The sequence below is a fragment of the Planococcus alkaliphilus genome, from assembly GCF_057031095.1.
Genome location: NZ_CM168060.1, coordinates 2,808,569 through 2,830,469, shown reverse-complemented (window position 1 = coordinate 2,830,469; position 21,901 = coordinate 2,808,569). Strand labels below are relative to the sequence as shown.

Sequence of the window (21,901 nt, the reverse complement as noted above, 5' to 3'; positions counted from 1 at the left end):
GCTTGGCTAATAAAGCCACACTTAGAAACCTTTACGGTTTCAAGTGTGGCTTTTTCATGTTTATGGAGTATGGGAAGTATTCATAACCCAACGGAATATAAGGCATAAAAGGGAGCTGTTGCTAAAAAGGACAATATTAGAATTGAAGATTTATAGATATGTATTCTAATAAGAAAATCCTTATGAATAATATTTTTTAATATTATTTAATAATACAAAAAAGAAGACCCTGCTGAGAAAAATTAACAAAATCGCCTCCCAGGGAAAGGAACAATTCCGACAATTCACTACAATAATAAATCGTGCCCCTGTGTGGGAAAAGATTTAGTTTATTCATTACAAATGCATGATAACAAAGCCACACCCAGGAACTTCAATGGTTTCAGGGTTTGGCTTTTGTATGTTTATGGAGGAGGGAAAGTATTCATAATTGAGCGGAGGACAGGGAGAAAATGGGAAGTGCTGGTAAAGTAGATACTTCTGGAAGAAATCCTAATTTGCGCTAACCGGCAATTCCATAGGAACACAAAAAGAAGATTCCGCCGAGAAAAAATCACTCGATGGAATCTTCTTTCTTCTTTTATTTCCCAAACAGTTTTTCTCTCGAATACTGGTCGCCGAACAATAAGTCGTATTGGATCAGCTGGTAGTCCCGTTTTTCGGGTTCGACTTCGTCAGGAGTGACTTTGTACAGTTTGCCTTCTGCGTCGATTTTGACATCGGATGTAAAGCCAGGCATTTCGTTCTTGAAATTTTCCAGTACAGAATAGTACAGCGGCTTTTCGATGCCGGCAAGGTCGAATACGGTCGGCCCGAGGAATGATGGGCTGACTGTGCCGAGATCTGGCACTTCGGCGCCGTAGTTGTTCCAGATGGCTAACGGCGTCGTACGCATTTTCACGTAATCTTCAAGTTCCCAATTTTCTTCGCCGGGTCCGCGGGGGACAAAGTCGGCTTGCTTGAATAATTTGTAGTCATTGCCGATTGCCGGGAGATGGTCTCCGAAAAAGACGACGATTGTCGGTTCGTCGGAAGTCTCGTAGTAATCGAGCAATTGCTTGTAAGCGGAATCCGCATCTGAAACGCCTTGTGTATAAGAGCGCAGCAGTAAATTGAAAACGGGATCGACGCTCGGCGGTGCCTGTGTGGTGACGTCATATTCCTTGTATTTGTCTTGGTTGTAGCCGGTGTGGTTTTGCATTGAGATTGCATACGTAAAGACAGGTTTTTCGCTTTGTTCGGTTTGTTCGATAATCGTTTTGGTCACTTGCTCATCACTGACGAACGGCCCCTTGTATAAAGGATCATCAAAGCCGTCAATGTCGATGAATTTATCGAACCCTATGTGTTTATAAACTTCTTCGCGATTCCAGAACCATTTCGGATACGGATGAATCGCCGTTGTTTGATAGCCTTGTTCCGCTAAATAGCGGGGCATGGCCGGCAATTCATTCCGGATGTACTGCTGGTAGGGCACAGAACCCGGGGGCAGGAACATATTGCTGAAACCAGTCAAGGCTTCAAATTCCACGTTGCTGGTGCCGCCTCCGAAAGTCGATGTCAGGATTTTGCCATTTTGATGTTCACGTACTGTCGGCATTGGATCGGTGCCAAATTCCACATTTTCCATGGACGTCGGATCCCAAAAACTTTCGCTCATGATAAAAATGATGTTCGGTTGCTTGTCGAGGCCGGGCTGAACTTTTGGTTCTGCCGGCTCCAGCTCATCGATGATTTTCGAAATGTTCTTCTCACTATAGCCGTTTGGCGGCAAGACAATCGCACTTTGCATATTCAATAGGAAAGTGACGAAAAAACCGTTCGTCTTGTAATTTCGATTTTGGTCAAACGTCAGATTGGTTACGCCCGCAAGCTCAAGTGATGTTTTCACTTCCGGTATCGAACGATAAAAAATGAACAGGCTGAGGTAGCCAACAGCCATCCCGACGAACAGAAGGCGAACCCACGGCTTCAAACGGATCAAACGCTTTGGTTTCTTGATGACGATAAACGCCACAATCGCAGAGATAGCTGCGATGATTAACCCAGCAACCAATAAAACTTGATTGATATTCACTTCTTTATAGAGGTTTGGCAACAGATTCAACACATTATTGTACAGCAGCATGTCCCACGGGTAGAGAAATTCACCAAGGAAACTGAATTTGTAATAACTCATGGTTGCCAGGAAAAGCGCGACAATATTAGTTAAGATGAAACTTAAAATGAAGCGGTTGAAAATGCCTAAGAACAAGATGAAGATACTGAAGACGATCATGATATTAAAAAAGAAAGCCTCCGAATGTTCGCTTCTCCATGTGGCCCGTTCTTCGGGATTGTCATTTAAAAAAGTATCAATACCTCTTACAAGAAAATAAAAGTAAAGCAAGGTCAATAAGATTGTGATGACCCCTTTATAATTAAAACGAAACTTCAAGAAACATCACCTCTGACAGAATTGTAAAATTTATATTAAGAATATTATCTTTTAGTATACAGAAATAATAGAGTGAAAGCCATTTTGCTAGTAAATGCGTAAAGAATAGTGGCTTAGTTGGACTTGGTATATTCTTCTAATAAGATAAAAATTGTTTAAGGATATAGTAGAGTGTGATCATGCCTGCTATAATATGGAAGCTAGCAATATTTAGGGGGGAAATGTAAAGCTTAAATATGGTGAGTGAAAAGTACAAAGGGAAAGATAACGGGAGGAAGGAGACATTTAATGAAGAAACTTAGTTTTGCAATCTTATCCTTGATGATGGCGCTTAGCTTCACATTTAGCGCAGCACCGATGGAAGCAGATGCTGCAGGGACAAAAGTGAAGACGTTCGCGAACTGCAAAGAGATCAATAAAGTCTATACAGGCGGCATTGCCCGTTCTTCAAAAGCAGTGAACAAAGGCGGGAAAACGAAATACAAGCCGTTCGTTTCTCAAGCTTTATATGATGCTAATAAGAAAAGCGATCGTGATGGAGATAAAATCGCTTGCGAGCGGTAATGAATCTGTTAGGTAATTGGAAGAATTATAGAAAAGTCCTTGACTGGTTAACATCAGTTAAGGGCTTTTCTGCTTTTAGTATAGATAATTGAGATTCTGAAAGTATAAGTGATTTTTAAATAATGAAGGAAAGTATTGTTTAATTTCTATATTTTGTTAAAATAATAGTATAACAAGCACGAGTGAATAATTTTATTTACAAACTTTAAGCCTATTAAATATAGACTTAGTGATTTATTAAGACTAGTCATTTGTTTTGTTAAATACATAGAAGACAGGGGAACTCTCATGAACTATTTATCATCATCCCATAAAAAATTTGCAACAGTTGCAATTGCTGCAGCTTTGGTGACAACGGCCGCAATTCCTGCTTCCGCAGCGTCCTTTTCAGATGTATCGGACCGATACGAAGAGGCAGTGGAATTTTTAGTAGAAAAACAAATCGCTGAAGGTTTATCAGCTTCGTCTTTTGGCACAAGCAAGTCAATAAAGCGAGTGGATACGGCTATCATGTTAGCGAAAGCGTTGGAGCTGGACACAACAAAAGTACCGAACTCTGGCTTCACTGATGTTCCCGCACGTGCAAAATCATATGTAGATGCTTTAAAAGCGGCGAAGATTATTGATGGAAAAACGGCGACATCTTTTGCGGTAAACCAAGAACTTACACGCGGTGAAGCAGCGCTCATGTTGGTAAAAGCATATGGCCTTCCAGCCGCTAAGACAAAAGTGACGCTAACGGATGTAGGCTCTCGTTATGAAGCAGCTGTTGCAGCGTTATTGGAAAACAAGATCACAAGCGGCAAAACGGCTACAACCTTCGGTACCCAGCAACCGATTACGCGCGGAGAATTTGCAGTATTTATCCATCGCTTAGAAAATCTTCAAAAAGAAGCAGCTCCATCTTCTGTCACAGTGAAAAACGAAACAGAGTTAAAAGCGGCAATCGCATCAAAATCCATTAACAAAATTACACTATCAGAAAACGTTGCGGTTAAAGAATTGCCAACGATCACTCATTACCTTCAATTGGATTTGAACGGCAAAACGCTTACAGCAGATTTGAAATACGAAATGGCTGAGGAACAGAAAGAAATTTCCCTTGTTTCTTCAAAAGCAGACGGAAAGCTACAAGGGAACTTGACGGTTAATGTTCCGAAAGCAGATTTCGTAGTAGGTGAAGGTGTAGAAGTCGCAGGTAGTGCGGTTATCATAAATGTTAAAGAAAATACCTTCCACAATAAAGGTACGTTAAATGCCGTAGATATTCAGGACTCAGACGGGACAAGCTTTGAAAATCATGGACAAGGCGCCATCAAAGGCGATGTTTCCATTAACACAGTCGGTGACGTGAAGCTGATCGGAAAAGTGGATTCGGTTGAAGTCAATCAGGCAGCGAAAATCACAGTGGACGCTGCAGCAACGATTGCAAAATTGAATGTAAAAGTTGAAAACGTGGTATTGAATGCGCCTAAAGGTTCTGTTGGAAAAGTAGAGGCTTCGGCTGGGGTGGTTGTGAAGGATTCGTCTGGCCAGGCAGTTGTTACGACGCCAGAGATTCCAAACGTTCCTGTTCCTAATCCAGGACCAAGTCGCGAAGAAATTGCAAAGGTTAAAAGTTCTTTAAATGCTATTTTAAAAGTCCAAATGCCTACGATGCAAAATTTTGTATTTGAAAACGTTTCTTATAATACATTAACTACTCTCGATGAAAAATTATCAGCAAATGAATTTGACTTGAAAGAATTATTTTCAAAAGCAGATTGGGATAGAGATGGCGAAATAACTGAAGAAGAATTCAATTCATACATTGGGGGACTATCTCTAGATGTTATTAAAGAGGACGGAATAGAGAAAGAAGTCCTTAAAGCGCTACAGACTATTTATGGAACTAGAGAAGAAATGGATAAAGTCATTGAATCGATAAATAAAAAGATTCAAGGGTATCCTTCAACAGTAGAAATAGAAAAATTAAGCCTAAATGGGATTACTTTAGAAAAACTTAAAAATCTTGATAAGGCATTGCCAGAAGTTGGCTTAGATATAAATGTTTTGTTTAAAGATACAGATGGAAACGGAAAAATTGAAGAACATGAAGTAGCGTCTTATATTGGCAATTTGCCTTCTACTACTCTAGAAGGAAATTCGAAAGAAGCGGAAGTTTTTAGAGCATTCCAAGCGTTTTACGGAGATGCGCTCATTAATACGATTTGGACAATTAATGCCAAAATTGAAATGCAACAACTACCGATTGATCGATTTAAGTTTACAAATATTTCTTTCGGGAGACTAAAGGTATTGAATGAAGCAATGCCTTTTGGAGATTTGAATCTTGAAGCGTTCCTTAATATTTCTGAAGCAGATACTGATAAAAATGGTCGATTAAGTGAAGCTGAATTCGAAACTTTTATATATAATCTTCCGGTGGATACGGTAATTGAAGATGAAAAAGCTGCAAAGGTTTTCTCAGCATGGAAGACCATTTATACAAGAAGATAAGAAGCGGCATAGTAAATGATATAAATAATTTTTAAGTTCTATGAAAGCCTCCTAACCAGATATTTGGATAGGAGGCTTTCAAATTAGAAAATCGCGCCCCTGTCCTGGAGACAATTTTTAAAAAACCACACCCTTGAAATTCAACATTTTCAGGGTGTGGCTTTTGTATTTTTATGGGGAGTGCTGGGATATTTGATATTTAAGCCAATCCTTATGCTAAGAGATGACCTCCTTATTTAGACTTCTAGCATTCTTTATTAGGCTGCCAAAGATCCGGCTGGAATACGAAGCGAGACTGATGGAACCACTTAAGGAGTTAGGAATTATGTCGGCATTTGACCCAGGAGCCGATTTTCCGAAGAGCGTTGAAAGCAGTGAGCCGATTCAACTTAGTGAAATCAAGCAAAAAACATATCTGAATGTAAATGAAAAAGGAACAGAAGCGGCTGCTGTAACTTCAGTAGAGATGGCAGAAACTTCAGGATCCTCTGAAATGCCTTTCGAAATGAAATGGACCGCCCATTTTTCATCACGATTGAAGATATGAAAACGGGATTGATCTTATTCATGGGAGCGATTGAAGAGCCGATGGCAGAAGAATAAAAGATGAAGCGCTGTAAGGATAATTCCCTTTGCAGCGCTTTTTGCTTTTATTAAGTTCATGTAATAGTTTCCAAATAGCGTTGACGTAGGAAAAGGAGTTGGTTAAAGTCGTAAGTAGAGAATAGTTAAAATTGTAAATTTACTTTATTTAAAGTAAATAATTTACAATATTTATTGGTGGGATGAGGGGAAAATAGGAACACGAAGAACAGAGGAGGAACAGCACAAATGGCCAAAAGAAAATGGAGCAAGCCTGTGAAAGTCCTATTGTCGATCGGGTTGGCGGCAGGATTCTGGATGCCAACATCGCAATCACCGGTTCAAGCGGCGACAACAGCAAGCGATCTTTTTATATCGGAGTACGTTGAAGGCAGCAGCATGAACAAAGCAATTGAAATTTACAATGGCACAGGAAATGCTATCGATTTAAGCAGTTACTCGTTAGCTTTGTATGCAAATGGCAGCACAACGGTGCAAAGCGAGATGGATTTATCCGGAACAGTGGCTAGCGGAGAGATAGTGGTCATCTTCAATGGCCAGGCAGCTGAAGGCATCAAGAGCAAGGGGCAGCTACAAAATAATAACGTCATCAACTTTAATGGCGATGATGCTTTGGTGCTGAAGAAAGACGGCACACCGATCGATTCTTTTGGCCAAGTCGGCACGCGCATTGAAAATGCAAAAGATGTTACGCTGGTCCGCAATCCTGATATCCAAGCGGGCGACGGCATCGTGGATGATGCATTTAATCCTGCGGAAGAATGGATTGCGTATCCAGTAGATACGTTCGAGCACCTTGGGGCGCATACCATGACGGGATTCGGCGAAACACCGGCTCCAGAACCTGAGCCAGCACCGGAACCAACGCCAGATCCTGAACCGTCACCAGGGATAGGACCGATTCAACCTCAAAAGTTCCTTCATTATAAGAACTTGAACAAGAAGAAATTGAATATCGGCCAGCCAAGCGTGTCATTGACGCTCGAAGGGAAAACGGCGATTTCCGATGCGGTTTACTTAAAAGGAAAATACGCTGAATTTCACGGAATGGGCTTTAAAGAAGTGAAAGTGGTATTGAGTCCGGCACGGGCTGAATCCATATTTGACTTTAAAGGAACCGAAGTGGCGAAAGTGGTGGTTGATGGCCAGAAAGTTTCTCAAATTAGAGGGGCAGAAAACGTCAAGGCAATCGAGTTTACCAACGGAGCGGATTATGAAGCAATCGAATTTTATGACGCAGCTGGCCAGCCGATGAATTCGCCTCATTTGCCGGCAGAGAACAAAGCGCCGGTCGTGCTGAAAGCATTTGGCAATGAACAAGTGAAAAGCGGGGAAAGTTTGCAATACGACTTGACGGAATACTTCGCGGATCCGGAAGGGGAAAGTCTCGCCTTTACTTCCACTAAAGGCAGTTTAGAAGGTTCTATCCTGACATTGGATCTGCCGGCCGGTTCCCATATTATCGGCGTGACGGCGACTGATGGCAAAGAAAGCATCACGCAATCGTTCTCGGTAACGGTAACAGAAGAAGTTCCAGCAACGGGAAGCTATTACGAAACAGCTACTGGTTTGAGCGGCGATGCATTGAAAGATGAGTTGCATGCAATCATCGACGACCATGATCAGCTGAGCTACTCGGCGGTTTGGGATGCGTTGAAAGTGACGGATGAAGACCCGAACAATCCGAACAACGTTCTCCTTCTTTATAGCGGAGAATCGCGTTCGAAAGGGTTGAACGGCGGCAATGTCGGCGACTGGAACCGGGAACACACGTGGGCGAAGTCACACGGGAATTTTGGAACATCACGCGGCGCAGGAACGGATATCCATCATTTGCGTCCGACAGATGTGCAAGTGAATGGCGCACGCGGAAATCTTGATTTTGATTATGGCGGCAGTAAAGTGAGCGGCTGTGACGGCTGTCTGCGAACAGCGAATTCGTTTGAGCCGCCGGATAGAGTGAAAGGTGATGTAGCGCGCATGCTATTCTACATGGCCGTTCGCTACGAGCCGGGCGACGCAGTTGATTTGGAGCTGAACGAACTATTGAACAACGGATCGGCGCCATACCACGGGAAATTGTCTGTTTTGCTTGAATGGCATGAGCAGGACCCAGTCAGCGACTGGGAGCGCCAGCGCAACGATAAAATTCAAGACATTCAAGGCAACCGTAATCCGTTTGTCGACCACCCGGAATGGGCAGCGTCAATTTGGGATGCGAGCTAAGATGGGAGAGTCCTGCAGAGAGTTTTCTTTGTGGGGCTTTTTTAATTGGGGAGAAGTGCGAGTTGCTCATTAATTGATATGAGTTACTCACCACTGCTGAGTTCCTTTAATTAGCGTCCAGTTTCTCCTAGAACACATTTTAATAAGGGGAATCTTTATAACCAATGTACATGGGCATATGCAGCGTGGTTTTATAGGCTTAACTACATTCATTTCGAAACCAAGAGTAACATGGAATTTAAAAAAATGTAATTCTTTGAATCTTTTAGATCACTAAATGTTAGATATTAACAATTAAACATGCTAATAAGGCAAATAGTTGGAATAGTTACAGAAAATTTACGAAGCGCTTACATTGCTTCTGTATAATATGGTTTGTATGACTAATAAATTCCAAGGAGTGAAAGAGTTTGACAAAAAATGCATGGATTAAATTGTTTTTGAGCCTAATTTTGGTTCTGTCAGCAGCTTTGCCTTATATGGCCACTGCAAAAGCGGCTGAACCGATTACGGTTGCAGAAGCGATTGCGAATAATACAGGGACTCAGACTGTGAAAGGGTTTATTGTTGGAACAGCGATCAGCGGTTCAAGTTATGACCAAGAAGCGCCTTTTACAGTAGCAACGAATCTTGGATTAGCTGATTCACCGGATGAAACTAATCCTGCGAAGATTTTGCCGGTTCAATTGCCGTCGGGTTCTATCCGTTCAGGCCTAAACTTGGTGGACAACCCTTCTTTATTTAAAGCGGAAGTTACCATTACCGGTAAATTAGAAGCTTACTTCCAGGTAGCTGGCTTAAAATCACCAACTTCTTTCACGATTCTATCTGAAGGCGAAACTCCGCCAGAAGCGACACCTGTAGCTTCGGTTGCTGAGGCACGTATATCAGCAGGCGAATTGATCCAAGTGGATGCCATTGTGACAACTGGCACAGGTTTCTGGGGCGGCAATGCATTTTACGTCCAGGATGAAACTGCTGGGATTTATGTCTATACAAACAGTGCGGATGTGAGCCCTGGCGACAAAGTCCGTTTGACAGGTTCCGTTTCTGAGTATTCGGGCGAACTGCAATTGCAGCCGAATACAGTTGAGAAGCTTTCTTCAAACAACGAACTGCCAGCCTTGCAGAGCATCACTCCGGCAGGCGTCAATGAAGAAACGCAAAGTGAACGAATCGAACTTCAAAATGTGACAATCACAGGTTTGAAAGCAGTCAACGATTTCGGGACATTCGAATTTTCAGCAATGGCTGAAAATGGCGAAACGGTTGTTGTGCGCAATGATAACCGCAACGGATTGACTTTCGAGCAATTCACAAAGCAATACAAAGAAGGCGATTTGATTCATGTAACGGGGATCGCTTCAAAATTCAACACATCGTACCAAGTGAAAACGTTAGGCAGCGAAAGCTTTGATTTAGTCAATAAACCTGCAGTTTACGCAGATATCTTCCCAGGCGTCGTTTCAGAAGGAACAGCAATTACCCTTCAATCGGGCTGGGAAAATGCAGACATCTACTATACGTTGGATGGCTCAAACCCAACTCCAGCGAGCACAAAATACACAGCCCCAATTGAATTGACAAAAGACACAGTGATTAAAGCGATTGCTGTGGGAGACGAGACTTCAGAAGTATTCTCGTTCGAATACACGGTCCTTAAAACGAAAGATTTGAAAATCCGTGATATCCAGGCCGATGGCCATTACTCGGATTATCAGAATGCAACAGTTACGGGAATTACAGGTGTGGTAACGCATCTTTACAACTCAGCAAATTTTGTTATTCAAGACACAAACCCAGATGACGATTTGACGACTTCAGAAGCGATTATGGTTAATAAGGCTTCGAACGGTTTGAAAGTCGGCGATTTGGTAACTATTAGTGGAACAGTTGAAGAACATAATCAAGAAGGCTATTCCGATATGAAAACAAACGACCTGCCGATTACACGCATCCGCGCAACCGATGTAGTGAAAAACGGCATAGCGGAACTTCCTGCACCGATTGTCATTGGGGAAGATGTTTTCCCGCCAACTAAGAAAATTGATACGGATGGATTAACTCAATTCAATCCAGATGTTGATGGCATCGATTTCTGGGAATCGCTTGAATTGATGCGCGTCGGTGTAGCTGATGCACAAATTGTGGGCCCGCAAAGCTATGGAGAAGTATTTGTGGTTTCTAAAAATGCGACAAACAATGATTTCCATAAACAGGGCGGCATTTTAATCTCAGAAGATGATTACAATCCGGAACGCATTTCCATTGATATGGATAATGAACAATTTATCGCGAAATCCGGCGATTCGTTTGCTGAAACTCCAGTCGGCGTCCTGGGATACGGCTTCGGCAACTATAAGATCTGGGCGGAGGAAAGCGATCTTCCGGCACTTGTAGACGGTGGAACGGCACCAGAACAAACTTGGATCCAAAAACAAGAAGATCAATTAACCGTAGCATCTTATAATGTAGAGAATTTCTCAGCAGATCCAAGCCATACGTCAAATGAGAAAGCAGAGCGCATTGCAGAATCATTCGTCGAAGATCTGAACTCGCCAGATATCATCGTGATGGTGGAAGTACAGGACAACGATGGTCCTAAAACTACAGGAAACAGCGATGCAACCGCAACTTATGAACGACTGATCAGCGGCATTGAAGCTGCAGGCGGTCCGACATACAAATGGACTGATATTGCACCTGAATACAATCAGGATGGCGGGGAGCCTGGCGGGAATATCCGTGTCGGCTACCTTTACAATCCTGACCGTGTTAAATTATCCGAAGGAACAAAAGGATCAGCAACAGAAACGAACTCATGGCTGAACGGCGAACTTGCACTGAACCCAGGCCGTGTGCAGCCGATTCCTATGCCGAACACTCGTAAACCGATTGCTGCCCAGTTTGAATTCCAGGGCGAAAAAGTAGTCGTTATTGGCGCTCACTTAAATTCAAAAGGCGGAGACCAGCCGCTATCCGGCAAGAATCAGCCGCCAGTTCTTGGCTCTGTACCAGAACGCATTGAATTGGCAACAGCGATTAATGGTTTCATTAAAGAAGGCTTAGCTCAAAACCCTGATTTGAATGTAATTGTAGCAGGGGATATGAACGATTTCGAATTTACGCCGGCACTTAAAGCACTTAAAGGCGATATTTTGGCGAATAAAGTCGAAGATGTGCCGTTAGAAGACCGTTATTCTTACTATTACCAAGGGAATTCACAAGTTCTGGACCATATGCTGGTGACGAAGAACTTGAGAGACCGTGCAGAAATCGATATGATTCACATCAACTCGATGTTCATGGAAGAACACGGACGCGCTTCTGACCATGATCCGGTCTTGATGCAAGTGAAACTTAGCCAGCCGGTTGTTCCAGGAGAACAAGTGGCAGAGCCAGATTACTCCGGCAAAAAAGCAGTAGTGGTTGCAGGAGAAGCAGATGAAGATGGCCAGTTGAGTATTTTATTCAATGAAAATACCGTGGCTGAACTTATCGCTTCACGCAAAGACTTAGTAGTTGGTATGCCAACAGCTGATTTGACTTTGCAAGTTTCAAATATCGTTGAACTTGCGAAAAAAGCGGATGGAGCGTTCACACTGGAAATTGCGTATGCTGAAGAAGAGGAAGTCGACAAACGCCCGACGGTTGCCGATCAAATCGATTTGAACATTGTCAATGAAGAAGGCAAAGACCTCTCCGTCAAATTGAAGCAGCCTGCCGAATTGGCTTTCGATTTGAACCACAATGTGAAAGTTGTATTTGGTGCGAAAGAAGACCAAAAAGGCAAATGGAAGATCTTCCAAGGTGAACTGAACAAAAATAGCTTCACCATTTCCATCAACGAATTCGGCAACTACACAGCCGTGTCGAACAAAGGCCAGATGAAAGATGATAAACCTGGAAAAGGGAATAAAAAATAAACGAATAAAAACCAGTAGAGAGTTTTCTTCTCTACTGGTTTTTATTATGCCCGATTCTGGCAACCGCACAATCGACTTGCTATAATAGGAAAGAATTGAAACCAAATGGCTTTTGGGCCGTCTATTATAGGAAGAGAAAAGCAGAAGCGAGTTGAATGAATAGATGAATAACCGAACAGGAAAACGCAAACAGCAGAGCCAATCGCGCAATAGACGATTGCTGCTTAGTATATTGTCTTTGGTTTTATTGGCAGCGATCGGGCTCGGGGTTTACTTTTTAGCCTTTACGCCGGATTCGAAATCGAATGCCGCACCGTCATTGAAAGAAGATTTCGCGGGAATGGTGTATACGGGATTTGATGTCAGTGAAATCGAAGAACTGGAAGCACCGGAAGAAGTCGTGCAGGGCACGGTCGAAAACGCAGTGGAAAGTAAACCGGAAGAGCCGGTGAAGACGGAAACCGTCATCATCCCGCCAAAAAAAGACAGTTCGTTGATGATCGCAAATGCAAAAGCGCACGTCTATACGATCTACACGGATTTGGAGCAGGGATCTGGCTTCTTGTATAACACACAAGGCGATATCGTGACGAGCGCTCACGTCGTGCGAGATGCGTCGTATATCGTCTTGAAGAATAGCGACGGCCAAGAGTTCAGTGGCCAGATTGCCGGAATTTCTGAAACAGAAGACATTGCATTGGTGCGGGTTGAAGAACTGGCCGGTAAACAGCCGATGGGCATCGCGACATCGCCTGCAGAGCCAGGAACGGATGTAGTGGCGATCGGCAGTCCCGGAGACGTCAGCAATACCGTCACAGAAGGGGAAATCACCGCAACCGGTGCAAGCTTCTCGGACGGCTACGAGTACACAGATATGTATGAAATGACTGCCGTATTGAAGAAAGGGTCGAGCGGCGGCCCGTTGATCGATTTGGAAAGCGAAAAAGTACTCGGCATCAACTCGATCATCCTCGAAGACAATCCGGAAATCGGCTACGCCATTCCACTGTATACAGTTGTGGACCAGCTGAACGCATGGGCAGCGGACCCGATCACGTATGAAGAAGAGGAAATTGTCCTGCCGGATGTCAAAGATGCCTTCTTTGAAGAAACCATCCTGCGCGACTTTATCACCGCTTATTATGAATTGCTGCCATACTCGTTGAACGATCCGGAATTGGCGTACTACGAGTCGTATTTGCTGCCGGACAGCCAAGGAGCAGCAGAAGGCAAGAACTTCGTTGAGACAAACCGCAGCGAAACGCGGACATTCGATGCCGTCGTTCCTTCTATTAAAAGTGTCGTAATTGGCGAGGAAGAGGCGCTTGTCGAGGCGAGAGCTACACTGACTTATCACGATGAAGAAACAGGTGAGACCTCAACCATCGAGCACACAGCGATTTATACCGTGGTGATCGATGGATATGGGGATTATCAGATCAAGAACATTGAAATGAAATAAGAGGGGGGAGAGCCGGCTTGGGTGCTGGCTCTCTTTTTTTGTGGGTTTTGTGTGAAATCAGCTTATTTGTTGTTGAAATCAGCCGTTGGGCGTGCGAAATCAACCATCGCATCCATGAAATCAACCATTCGCAAGCTGAAATCAACTCGCCTCATTTGTCGCGGTTCGTTGCAGGCGAAACGCATCCATTTATGCACTTGGTCTTTGGATTGTGTGCGAAATTACCCTAATCAGCCTCGAAATTACCCTCGGCACATGCGAAATTACCCCATCATCCCACGAAATCACCCTTCACAAAAAATTCCTTCCATATAAAACAACGCAAAAAAAGAGCCAAGCAATTACTGCCTGGCTCTTTCATATTTGATTAGTTGATGCGTTTGAAGCTGTGGAATTTTGGTCCCCAGTAAGAGTTGCTTAAGCTGACAACTTCTGCTTTAGATCCGCCAGCGTGAACGAACTGGTTGTTTCCGATGTAGATCCCGACGTGAGAAATCCCAGCGCGGTAAGTGTTGGCGAAGAATACGAGATCTCCAGCTTGTGGAGTTGAAACAGTTGTAGATTCAGCAAACTGAGTTGTTGTAGTGCGTGAAATGCTCTTGCCTGCTTGTTTGAATACGTATTGAGTGAATCCGCTGCAATCGAAGCCGGCAGTAGTCGTGCCGCCGAATTTGTATGGAATGCCTTGCAGCGCCAATCCTTTAGAAACGATTGTTGAAGCTGAAGCTGTGTTTGATACTTTAGCTACTGAAGAAGATGTTGAAGTAAGAAGTGAACTCAAAACCCAACCGGCTTTGCCGTTCGCTTTAACTTTGTACCAAGTTTCTTTGCCGACTTTCTTTTGGTGAGTGGCAGTAACTTTAGTGCCTGCTTTAGCTAGAGTGACAACTTTATATTTTGTGCCAGCATCCTGGCGTACGTTCGTGTTGTATTTCGTTTTGAAAGTTCCAGATTTAGCAGTTGCTTTGCTTGCTGCAACTTGCTCAACTTCTACAGAAGTTTCTACGGAAGTAGTGGATTCATAAGTTGAAAGAACCTCGTCGTTTGTATTGAAGGCTGCTTGTGCATCCGTGGCTGTTTGGCTAAGGAGTAGTGTACTTGCTGCTAATACTGAAAAGACAAATTTCTTCAAATTTATTTCCCCTGTCGTTTTATATTATCTAAATATAAGTTTTTGTTTTCGTTGGAATCTGTTTCTAACTATATAGAGTTGTGTATTTAAAAACAACGTCAGTTAGATTGCAGTTATATTACAGTTTCATTACAAAGAAAAATTTGTTTAATAAAACCAGTTATATCAAGGTTTTTCAACGAATTAAAAATCGCTTCCAAATGTTTAAAAATCAGAAATAGTGGTTATATGCGCTAAATATTTCAATTTTGTGCTCGTTTAGATCCTTAAAAATGTAAAAATAAGGGTTTAATACAGGATATATTTCAAGTTAAATGTATTAAAAGAGAAAGTGTACTATTACACAATCCAGCACTAATCTGGAAAGGCAGTATTGGATTTATTAAGAAATAATTGAATTTTGAGATTCTTCTTACGATAAGAAAATTTTACCTATAGCTCATTATATTTTTTACTTTTTATGGAAGCTTAATGGTTTTTTAATAATTTTTGCTACTTCGGAATAATAATTTAATAAAATAAGAAAAAATTATGTACTGTTAATGGAAACAGGTTAAAAATAAAGTGGAAATAGGGGCAGAGACGAGAGTCTTTACTCATAGGAAAAGGAAGATTAATAGAAGAAGATGCGATTGTAGAACTTAAAAGGAAAAAGGAAGATTGGGAAATCGTTTCGAGCAATATTCCGGAAGCTTGGAATTCCGGTGTTACAGGGAAGGCGCCAAGATTTTGGTCATCGGCCCGTAGATTTCTCTGTATGAAGATTTAATCATTGCCGGCGGTGCATCGACAGTCAGCTGCACAAACGCTTACGCAGTTGATCAAGAGCATAGTATTTGGAGGCCGGTAATCAAAGATCCGCTTCCGCAGATATTTCGATGCGCTATGCAGAGTCCGTCAATGCGCTAGGGATGAATCGCGTGACCGGCGGATTGACGCCGACGCAAGTTGGCGGTATTCATTTACCATTTGGCGAAGTAAAGGAAGAAGGATGGATTCACATTGAGAATCGGCCCTTTTTTATAGCTAGGAGCAACTCATCGCGATCAAAGAAATTTCTCTCAACACAAGTTCATCTTCCTATAGAGAAGCAAATTGCCTTAAGAAGAGGTGTCCGTTTCGTTTCAGCCAAAAGGGAGTTTCAAGAATCGGCGGGAAGGGGAAGTGTAGGGTAAAGAGATTTTTGCAAAGGGGCGGGGCTATGAACGAACGTTATGATTATATGGACTGGCTTCGTGTGTTCTCAATTGTGGCGGTTGTCGGCGTTCATGTGGTGTCAAAAATCATCAATAGCGCGGCGACAGATGAATGGGCGTGGCAATTTGCGAACGTCATCGATTCCGGCCTGCGCTGGTGCGTGCCGATTTTCTTCATGCTGAGCGGGGCGCTGCTGCTGACGCGGCATCCGGATGAACCGGTCGGCGATTTTTTGAAAAAGCGTTTAAGCAAATTATTGATCCCGCTTGTCGTCTGGAGCGGTTTTTATATGGTCTATAATGTGATGGAACTGGGCAAAAGCTATACGGCCTGGGAAATGGTCAAATTGTTCCTGACCGACGACGTCTATTATCATCTGTGGTTCATGTATACAATTCTCGGCTTGTATTTGATGGCGCCTTTCCTCCGCATCCTCGTCCACTACATGTCACAGCAAGCCTTTCAATGGCTTCTCGGATTCTGGCTCCTATTCTCGGCCATCCTTCCGTTCTTTCCAAAATACTTGGAGTTTGAACTTGCCGTGCCTGCCGGATTGTTCTCACCGTATATCGGCTATTTCATGCTCGGTGCCTATCTCGTCATGTATCCGCTGGCGAAAAAGCATTTGGTCTGGCTCGGTGCAGCAGCGCTGCTCAGTTATATAGCGACGATCTGGGGTACCGTGGCATTGACCAATCAGGCAGGCGAACTTGATGAATTCTACTATGAACATTACCGGCCGAACGCTTTTTTCATTTCACTGTTTTTATTCGTCCTCTTCCAAAAGCTCAGCAATCGCCTAAACCCGAATCCCATCATCACCCGCATCAGCATGGCGACGCTCGGCATCTACGTGATCCATCCGCTGGTCCAGCTTTACTTGAATAAATTCTTCGGAATAAATGAAACGATGATCCACCCGGCATTCGGTATCCCTGTATCGTGGATCCTCATTTTCCTGATTTCATTTGGCATCATTTTGGTGCTGCAGAAGATTCCGGTCGTGAAGAATATTGTGCCATAAATGGCTTTTAGAAAACCCGTCTCTATTCTGGAGACGGGTTTTACATTTGAAATATAATCACAAGTCCCATGAATAATTTTATGAGTAGTCCATAACTCCTCATAAGAGCGGGTGGGAAACATACATATACCTATGTAAAAAGAGCTGGAAAAAAGAAGAAATAATCCCATCAGACTAGTTAGAATATTTTAATAATATGGTAAATTTGAGATGCCGCTAAATTTAATTTAGCAAACACATGATCATAAGGGGGAAAACAATTGAGTAATTTACGCAATCTTGTCATCACGGCACTTGTGGTTTTGTTGACGTTCAGCTCAGTGGCCTTCGGGTTCACGGGAGCATCCGCTGCACCGAACACTTCGGCTGCAGGGGTTACGAAACAGGTGAACCAGAAGCCGGCTGTTAAATTGCCGGATAAACTGGCGAATCCGGAAAATCCGAAAAAGCAGGTCCGCATCATTGTCGAGCTCCAAAAAGAGCCGGCAATTGAAAATGCGACACGCAAAGGGGTTCTTTATAAGAGCTTGCCGGATTCCACAAAAGACAGCTTGGAATCAGCAGTGGTCACTGACCAAAACACGGTCAAATCAAAAATCAAAACAGCAGCACCCGGCATTACATATCTCGAGAACTTTACCACGGTATTCAACGGCTTTTCAGCGAACGTACCAGCTGGACAAGTCGAGAAAATCGCTGCACAAGCAGGCGTAAAAGCAGTTTATGAAGCAACCGAATACGAGCGTCCGGCGATCAAACCGGAAATGAAGTATTCAAAAGCATTGGTCCAGGCACAGCAGGTCTGGAATGATTACGGTTACAAAGGCGAAGGAATGGTTGTCGGCGTCATCGATACCGGCATCGACCCATCGCATAAAGATATGGTGTTGACTGACAACGCAACGGGTGAAATCACCAAAGCGGAAGTCGACGCATTGCGTTCAGACAAATCGCTGGAAGCTGGGAAATACTATACAGCGAAAGTGCCGTTCGGCTACAACTATATGGACGGCAACGATACGATTCTTGATCTAGGGCCGGAAGCTTCGATGCACGGCATGCACGTTGCCGGTACAGTCGGCGCGAACGGCAACGAAGAAAACGGCGGGATCCAAGGCGTTGCACCGGAAGCGCAGCTTCTGGCATTGAAAGTATTCGGCAACGATCCGCTGTACCCGTCCACTTACGGCGATATCTACATTAAAGCTATCGATGATTCAATCAAATTAGGGGCAGACGTCATCAACATGTCTCTTGGTTCTACTGCAGGTTTCGTGGATTCTACAAATCCTGAACAGCAAGCAGTCGAACGTGCAACAAACAACGGTATTTTAGTATCGATTTCTGCAGGGAACTCGGATATGTTCGGATCTGGTTTCTTCTATCCCTATGCAGAAAACCAGGACTACGGATTAACCGGCTCACCGAGTGTTTCTTACGACTCTTTCGGTGTTGCTTCATTTGAAAACGATGTGATTACAGCACTTAGCTTCGGCTACCAATTCGGCGGTGCAGAAGCAGGGCGCGCATTGTATTTACTAGCGAACGATAAAGATCCGCGCGATCTGCCGGAAGAAAATTATGAAGTCGTCGATGCAGGTCTTGGTTTGCCAGCTGATTTTGAAGGCAAAGACTTCACCGGCAAATTCGCATTGATTTCACGCGGTGAAATCAGCTTTGTCGAAAAAGGCCAGGCGGCACAGGCAGCGGGCGCAATCGGCGTTATCATTTACAACAACACATCAGGCACGATCAATATGGCATCAGATCCATCAATCACGATTCCATTCATGTCAACGGTTCAAGACGCAGGTTTAGCGATGAAAAATGCGCTTGCTTCCGGCCAGACGGTAACGATTTCATTTGATGGACAGTATTTGGAAACGCAAAATCCGGCAGCGGGCCAAATGAGTGATTTCACTTCATGGGGACCAACGCCAAACCTTGACTTCAAACCGGAAATCACAGCGCCAGGCGGCAATATCTTCTCGACGCTGAACGACGATGAATACGGTTTGATGAGCGGAACTTCAATGGCAGCGCCTCACGTGGCAGGCGGAACGGCATTAGTGTTCCAGCGCATTGAAGAACTTGGGCTGCAAGGGAAAGACCGCGTGCAATTCGCGAAGAACATCATGATGAATACAGCAAATCCAGTGGAATTCGCTGATGGCCAGTTTGTATCGCCTCGCCGCCAAGGTGCAGGATTGATGCAATTGCACGATGCGCTTTCAACTGACGTAACAGTGGTCAACAAAGCGACAAACGAAGGAAAAGTGGCATTAAAAGAAATCAAGAACAACCAATATTCATTCACATTGACAGCGCAGAACTATTCGGATGAAGCTGCGGAATTCGCAGTGGATGTCAATGTGCAAGTGGATGCAACAACGGACGGCGGCGGTGTCCTAGTGACGGCTCCGAACGAAATCGGTTCGGTGAATGTCTCTGACGACGTAACGATCGCAGCTCCGGCAACTGTAACAGTTCCTGCAAATCAAACAGTCGACATCCCGGTAACGGTTGACGTTTCAGCGATCGACGCTGAACTGGATGCAAGCTTCACAAACGGCTATTTTGTTGACGGATTCGTCACATTAACGGATGCAAACGAAGAAGTGACAGGCAACACGGAATTGGTCGTTCCGTATTTCGGCTTTAACGGCGAATGGGACGATGCCAGCATTTTCGATGATTTTGCTTGGGATCCAATGACGTATTACGGACAGACGATGCTTGCAGACGATAAAGGATTTATCCTGAACGGCGGCACGCATATCGAAGGATTCGATCCAACGAAATTTGCGTTCTCACCAAACGGTGATGGTATGCAAGATGGGGTCATTCCAGTATTCTCGCTTATGCGGAATGTGAAACAGTTTGAACTGAATGTACTCGATGCAAACGGCAAGAAATTGCGGACGATCCGCACCGAAAAAGAATTGGTTAAAAACTACGACAGCACAGAACCTTTCATCTTCTCACCTAATTTCACGTGGGATGGAAAAGCGCTTGGAAAAGTGGTAGCAGACGGCAATTACAAATTGCAGCTTCGCGCTGTGATCGATTATCCGAATGCGGAATGGCAGTCAATCGAATTCCCGGTTATCGTGGATACGAAAGCGCCGACAGCAAAAGCTTCATTCGATCCAAAAACGAAAAAAGTGATCGTCAACAGCTTTACAGACAACACGGGCCCAGATCGCTGGGAAGTCTTCTTGAACGGCAAGGAATTGACGGAAGATGAGGCAACTCCAGCAGATGAATCGTTGGCACCGACAACAACAGACTATACAGTTGCGGCAGAGTTGAATAAAGACGACAAATTGACAGCAGTGTTCTACGACGTCGCTGGCAATAAAACCGAAGTGGAATTGCCGGTAACAGGTTCTGAAGATAAAGAACCGGTTATCTTCATCGACTCACCGGGAGTTCTTTCAACGCATGATAAAAACGAAGTAACAGTAAAAGGCCGTGTTGAAGATGATTCAAACATCACTTCAGTGACGGTGAACGGCGAGCCGGCAAAAGAATTTGACGGCACAAACTTCACACATACGCTGACATTTGAAGACGGTTCGCAATACGTAACAGTGAAAGCGGTAGATGAATTCGGCAACGAAATGGAAATCCGCCGCCAAATCCTGGTTGATACAAAAGCAGCTACGATCACATTGGTAGATGCGCCGAAAACAGTCGACCTGGATACAGATGAAGCGGAAATTACATTCAACGTCAAAGACAATTTCGATCAAATCCGTGTTTACTTGTATGACAGCGAAATCTTTGCAAAAGAAATGTCCACGTATAGCGGCAAGAGTTTTGACCAAAACATCAAAACGACTGTGCCAGTGCTTGAAGAAGGCGTCAACGAATACAAATTGGTCGTTGTCGATTTGACTGGCCACCGCACCGAGTTGGACTTCACGATCACAAAACAAGCAGCGCCAGCTCCGGAAGACGGCACAGTCTTGAAAGTGAAAAAAGACAGCTATTCATTGAATGTCGGCGATAAAGAAAAAGTATCGGTGACAGAAGAAACGACTTTGCCAAACGGCAAAAAGAAAACAAAAGACGTAACGAAAAAAGCTTCTTATAAAGTAGCGGATTCGTCCATCGTAAGCGTGAAAAATGGCGAAATCACTGCGAAAAAAGAAGGCAAGACAACCATCACGATTTCTCACGGCAACGATACAGTCGTCGTGAATGTGACAGTAGCTGATCCAAAACCAGTGACAACGCTGGAAGTGGATAAAGCGAACTTGTCATTAAAAGAAGGCAAGAAAGAAAAAATCAAAGTGACGCAAACGACGGTTAAAGGCAAAGCCAAACCGGTCAAAGAAGACGTCACGAAAAAAGCGAAATTCACCGTCAAAGACAGCAAAATTGCTGAAGTGAAAAACGGCCAAGTGACAGCCAAGAAAAAAGGCTCCACAACGATCACCGTTTCTTACGGCGGCAATGAAACCACGATCAAATTGACAGTGAAATAAGAAGGGAAGCCCGGAGCAGTGAAAATTGCTCCGGGCTTTTGCTGTTTTGAGCAGGATTCGAAGGGCAACGGGGTAAACTCGCAGGCGTTTAAGGGAAACTCCTCAGCATTAGAGGGAAACTCACAAATTCCAGCACTTAAGCAAAAAGTCAAAAACCTGATTGGCTGGCTTTCCGCTTACAGCGAAAAGCGAAAGTTCAAGTGACAAGGAATATGAGAAGGGTGATTTCGTAGCTGATCTGGGTAATTTCGAGGAGGTTTGAGGTGATTTCGAATGTAATTGGGGTAAATTCGCACAAATTAGAGTAAGACTTATCAATCCTAACGAGTTATTCAGCA

The 21,901-nt window shown here is 43.8% G+C and carries 12 protein-coding genes and 1 pseudogene; 11 read left to right on the top strand and 2 right to left on the bottom strand.

The annotated features are described in order from the left end of the window. Positions 1-580 precede the first annotated feature (580 nt). Complete coding sequence (locus tag AC2EXB_RS14850) at positions 581-2,437, bottom strand: LTA synthase family protein (RefSeq protein WP_483602164.1); 1,857 nt, start codon at positions 2,435-2,437, stop codon at positions 581-583. 288 nt (positions 2,438-2,725) lie between these two features. On the opposite strand from AC2EXB_RS14850, the gene AC2EXB_RS14845 reads away from it, so the two are divergent. The 8 genes and pseudogenes from AC2EXB_RS14845 (at position 2,726) to AC2EXB_RS14810 (ending at position 13,947) form a co-directional block, all read left to right on the top strand. Next, positions 2,726-3,001, top strand: a complete 276-nt coding sequence (locus tag AC2EXB_RS14845; protein WP_483602163.1) for an excalibur calcium-binding domain-containing protein — start codon at positions 2,726-2,728, stop codon at positions 2,999-3,001. A gap of 288 nt (positions 3,002-3,289) precedes the next feature. Further along, a complete protein-coding gene (locus AC2EXB_RS14840; protein WP_483602162.1) occupies positions 3,290-5,500 on the top strand; it encodes an S-layer homology domain-containing protein in 2,211 nt (736 codons plus the stop codon). A 223-nt stretch (positions 5,501-5,723) separates the two neighbouring features. Beyond that, a complete protein-coding gene (locus AC2EXB_RS14835) occupies positions 5,724-6,047 on the top strand; it encodes a serpin family protein (protein WP_483602161.1) in 324 nt (107 codons plus the stop codon). A gap of 284 nt (positions 6,048-6,331) precedes the next feature. Further along, positions 6,332-6,751, top strand: a pseudogene (locus AC2EXB_RS14830) (lamin tail domain-containing protein); the annotation flags it as partial. Positions 6,752-7,531: 780 nt separating this feature from the next. After that, a complete protein-coding gene (locus AC2EXB_RS14825; protein WP_483604761.1) occupies positions 7,532-8,329 on the top strand; it encodes an endonuclease I family protein in 798 nt (265 codons plus the stop codon). A 410-nt stretch (positions 8,330-8,739) separates the two neighbouring features. After that, positions 8,740-12,255, top strand: a complete 3,516-nt coding sequence (locus AC2EXB_RS14820) for a DUF6359 domain-containing protein (protein WP_483602160.1) — start codon at positions 8,740-8,742, stop codon at positions 12,253-12,255. A gap of 163 nt (positions 12,256-12,418) precedes the next feature. Continuing rightward, complete coding sequence (locus AC2EXB_RS14815) at positions 12,419-13,717, top strand: S1C family serine protease (RefSeq protein WP_483602159.1); 1,299 nt, start codon at positions 12,419-12,421, stop codon at positions 13,715-13,717. 17 nt (positions 13,718-13,734) lie between these two features. Continuing rightward, on the top strand, positions 13,735-13,947 hold the full coding sequence (locus tag AC2EXB_RS14810; RefSeq protein ID WP_483602158.1) for a hypothetical protein: 213 nt from the start codon (positions 13,735-13,737) through the stop codon (positions 13,945-13,947). A 137-nt stretch (positions 13,948-14,084) separates the two neighbouring features. Here AC2EXB_RS14810 and AC2EXB_RS14805 read toward each other — a convergent pair whose 3' ends face one another. After that, on the bottom strand, positions 14,085-14,849 hold the full coding sequence (locus AC2EXB_RS14805) for a C40 family peptidase (protein WP_483602157.1): 765 nt from the start codon (positions 14,847-14,849) through the stop codon (positions 14,085-14,087). A gap of 836 nt (positions 14,850-15,685) precedes the next feature. Here AC2EXB_RS14805 and AC2EXB_RS14800 point away from each other — a divergent pair. From AC2EXB_RS14800 to AC2EXB_RS14790, 3 genes are all read left to right on the top strand, one after another. Beyond that, positions 15,686-16,024: a hypothetical protein gene (locus tag AC2EXB_RS14800; protein ID WP_483602156.1), complete on the top strand. Its 339-nt coding sequence runs from the start codon at positions 15,686-15,688 to the stop codon at positions 16,022-16,024. A 26-nt stretch (positions 16,025-16,050) separates the two neighbouring features. Beyond that, positions 16,051-17,070, top strand: coding sequence for an acyltransferase (locus tag AC2EXB_RS14795; RefSeq protein ID WP_483602155.1), 1,020 nt, complete (start codon positions 16,051-16,053; stop codon positions 17,068-17,070). A gap of 260 nt (positions 17,071-17,330) precedes the next feature. Then, positions 17,331-21,563 (top strand): S8 family serine peptidase, encoded by a 4,233-nt coding sequence (locus tag AC2EXB_RS14790; protein WP_483602154.1) that lies wholly within the window; start codon positions 17,331-17,333, stop codon positions 21,561-21,563. Positions 21,564-21,901: the final 338 nt, after the last annotated feature.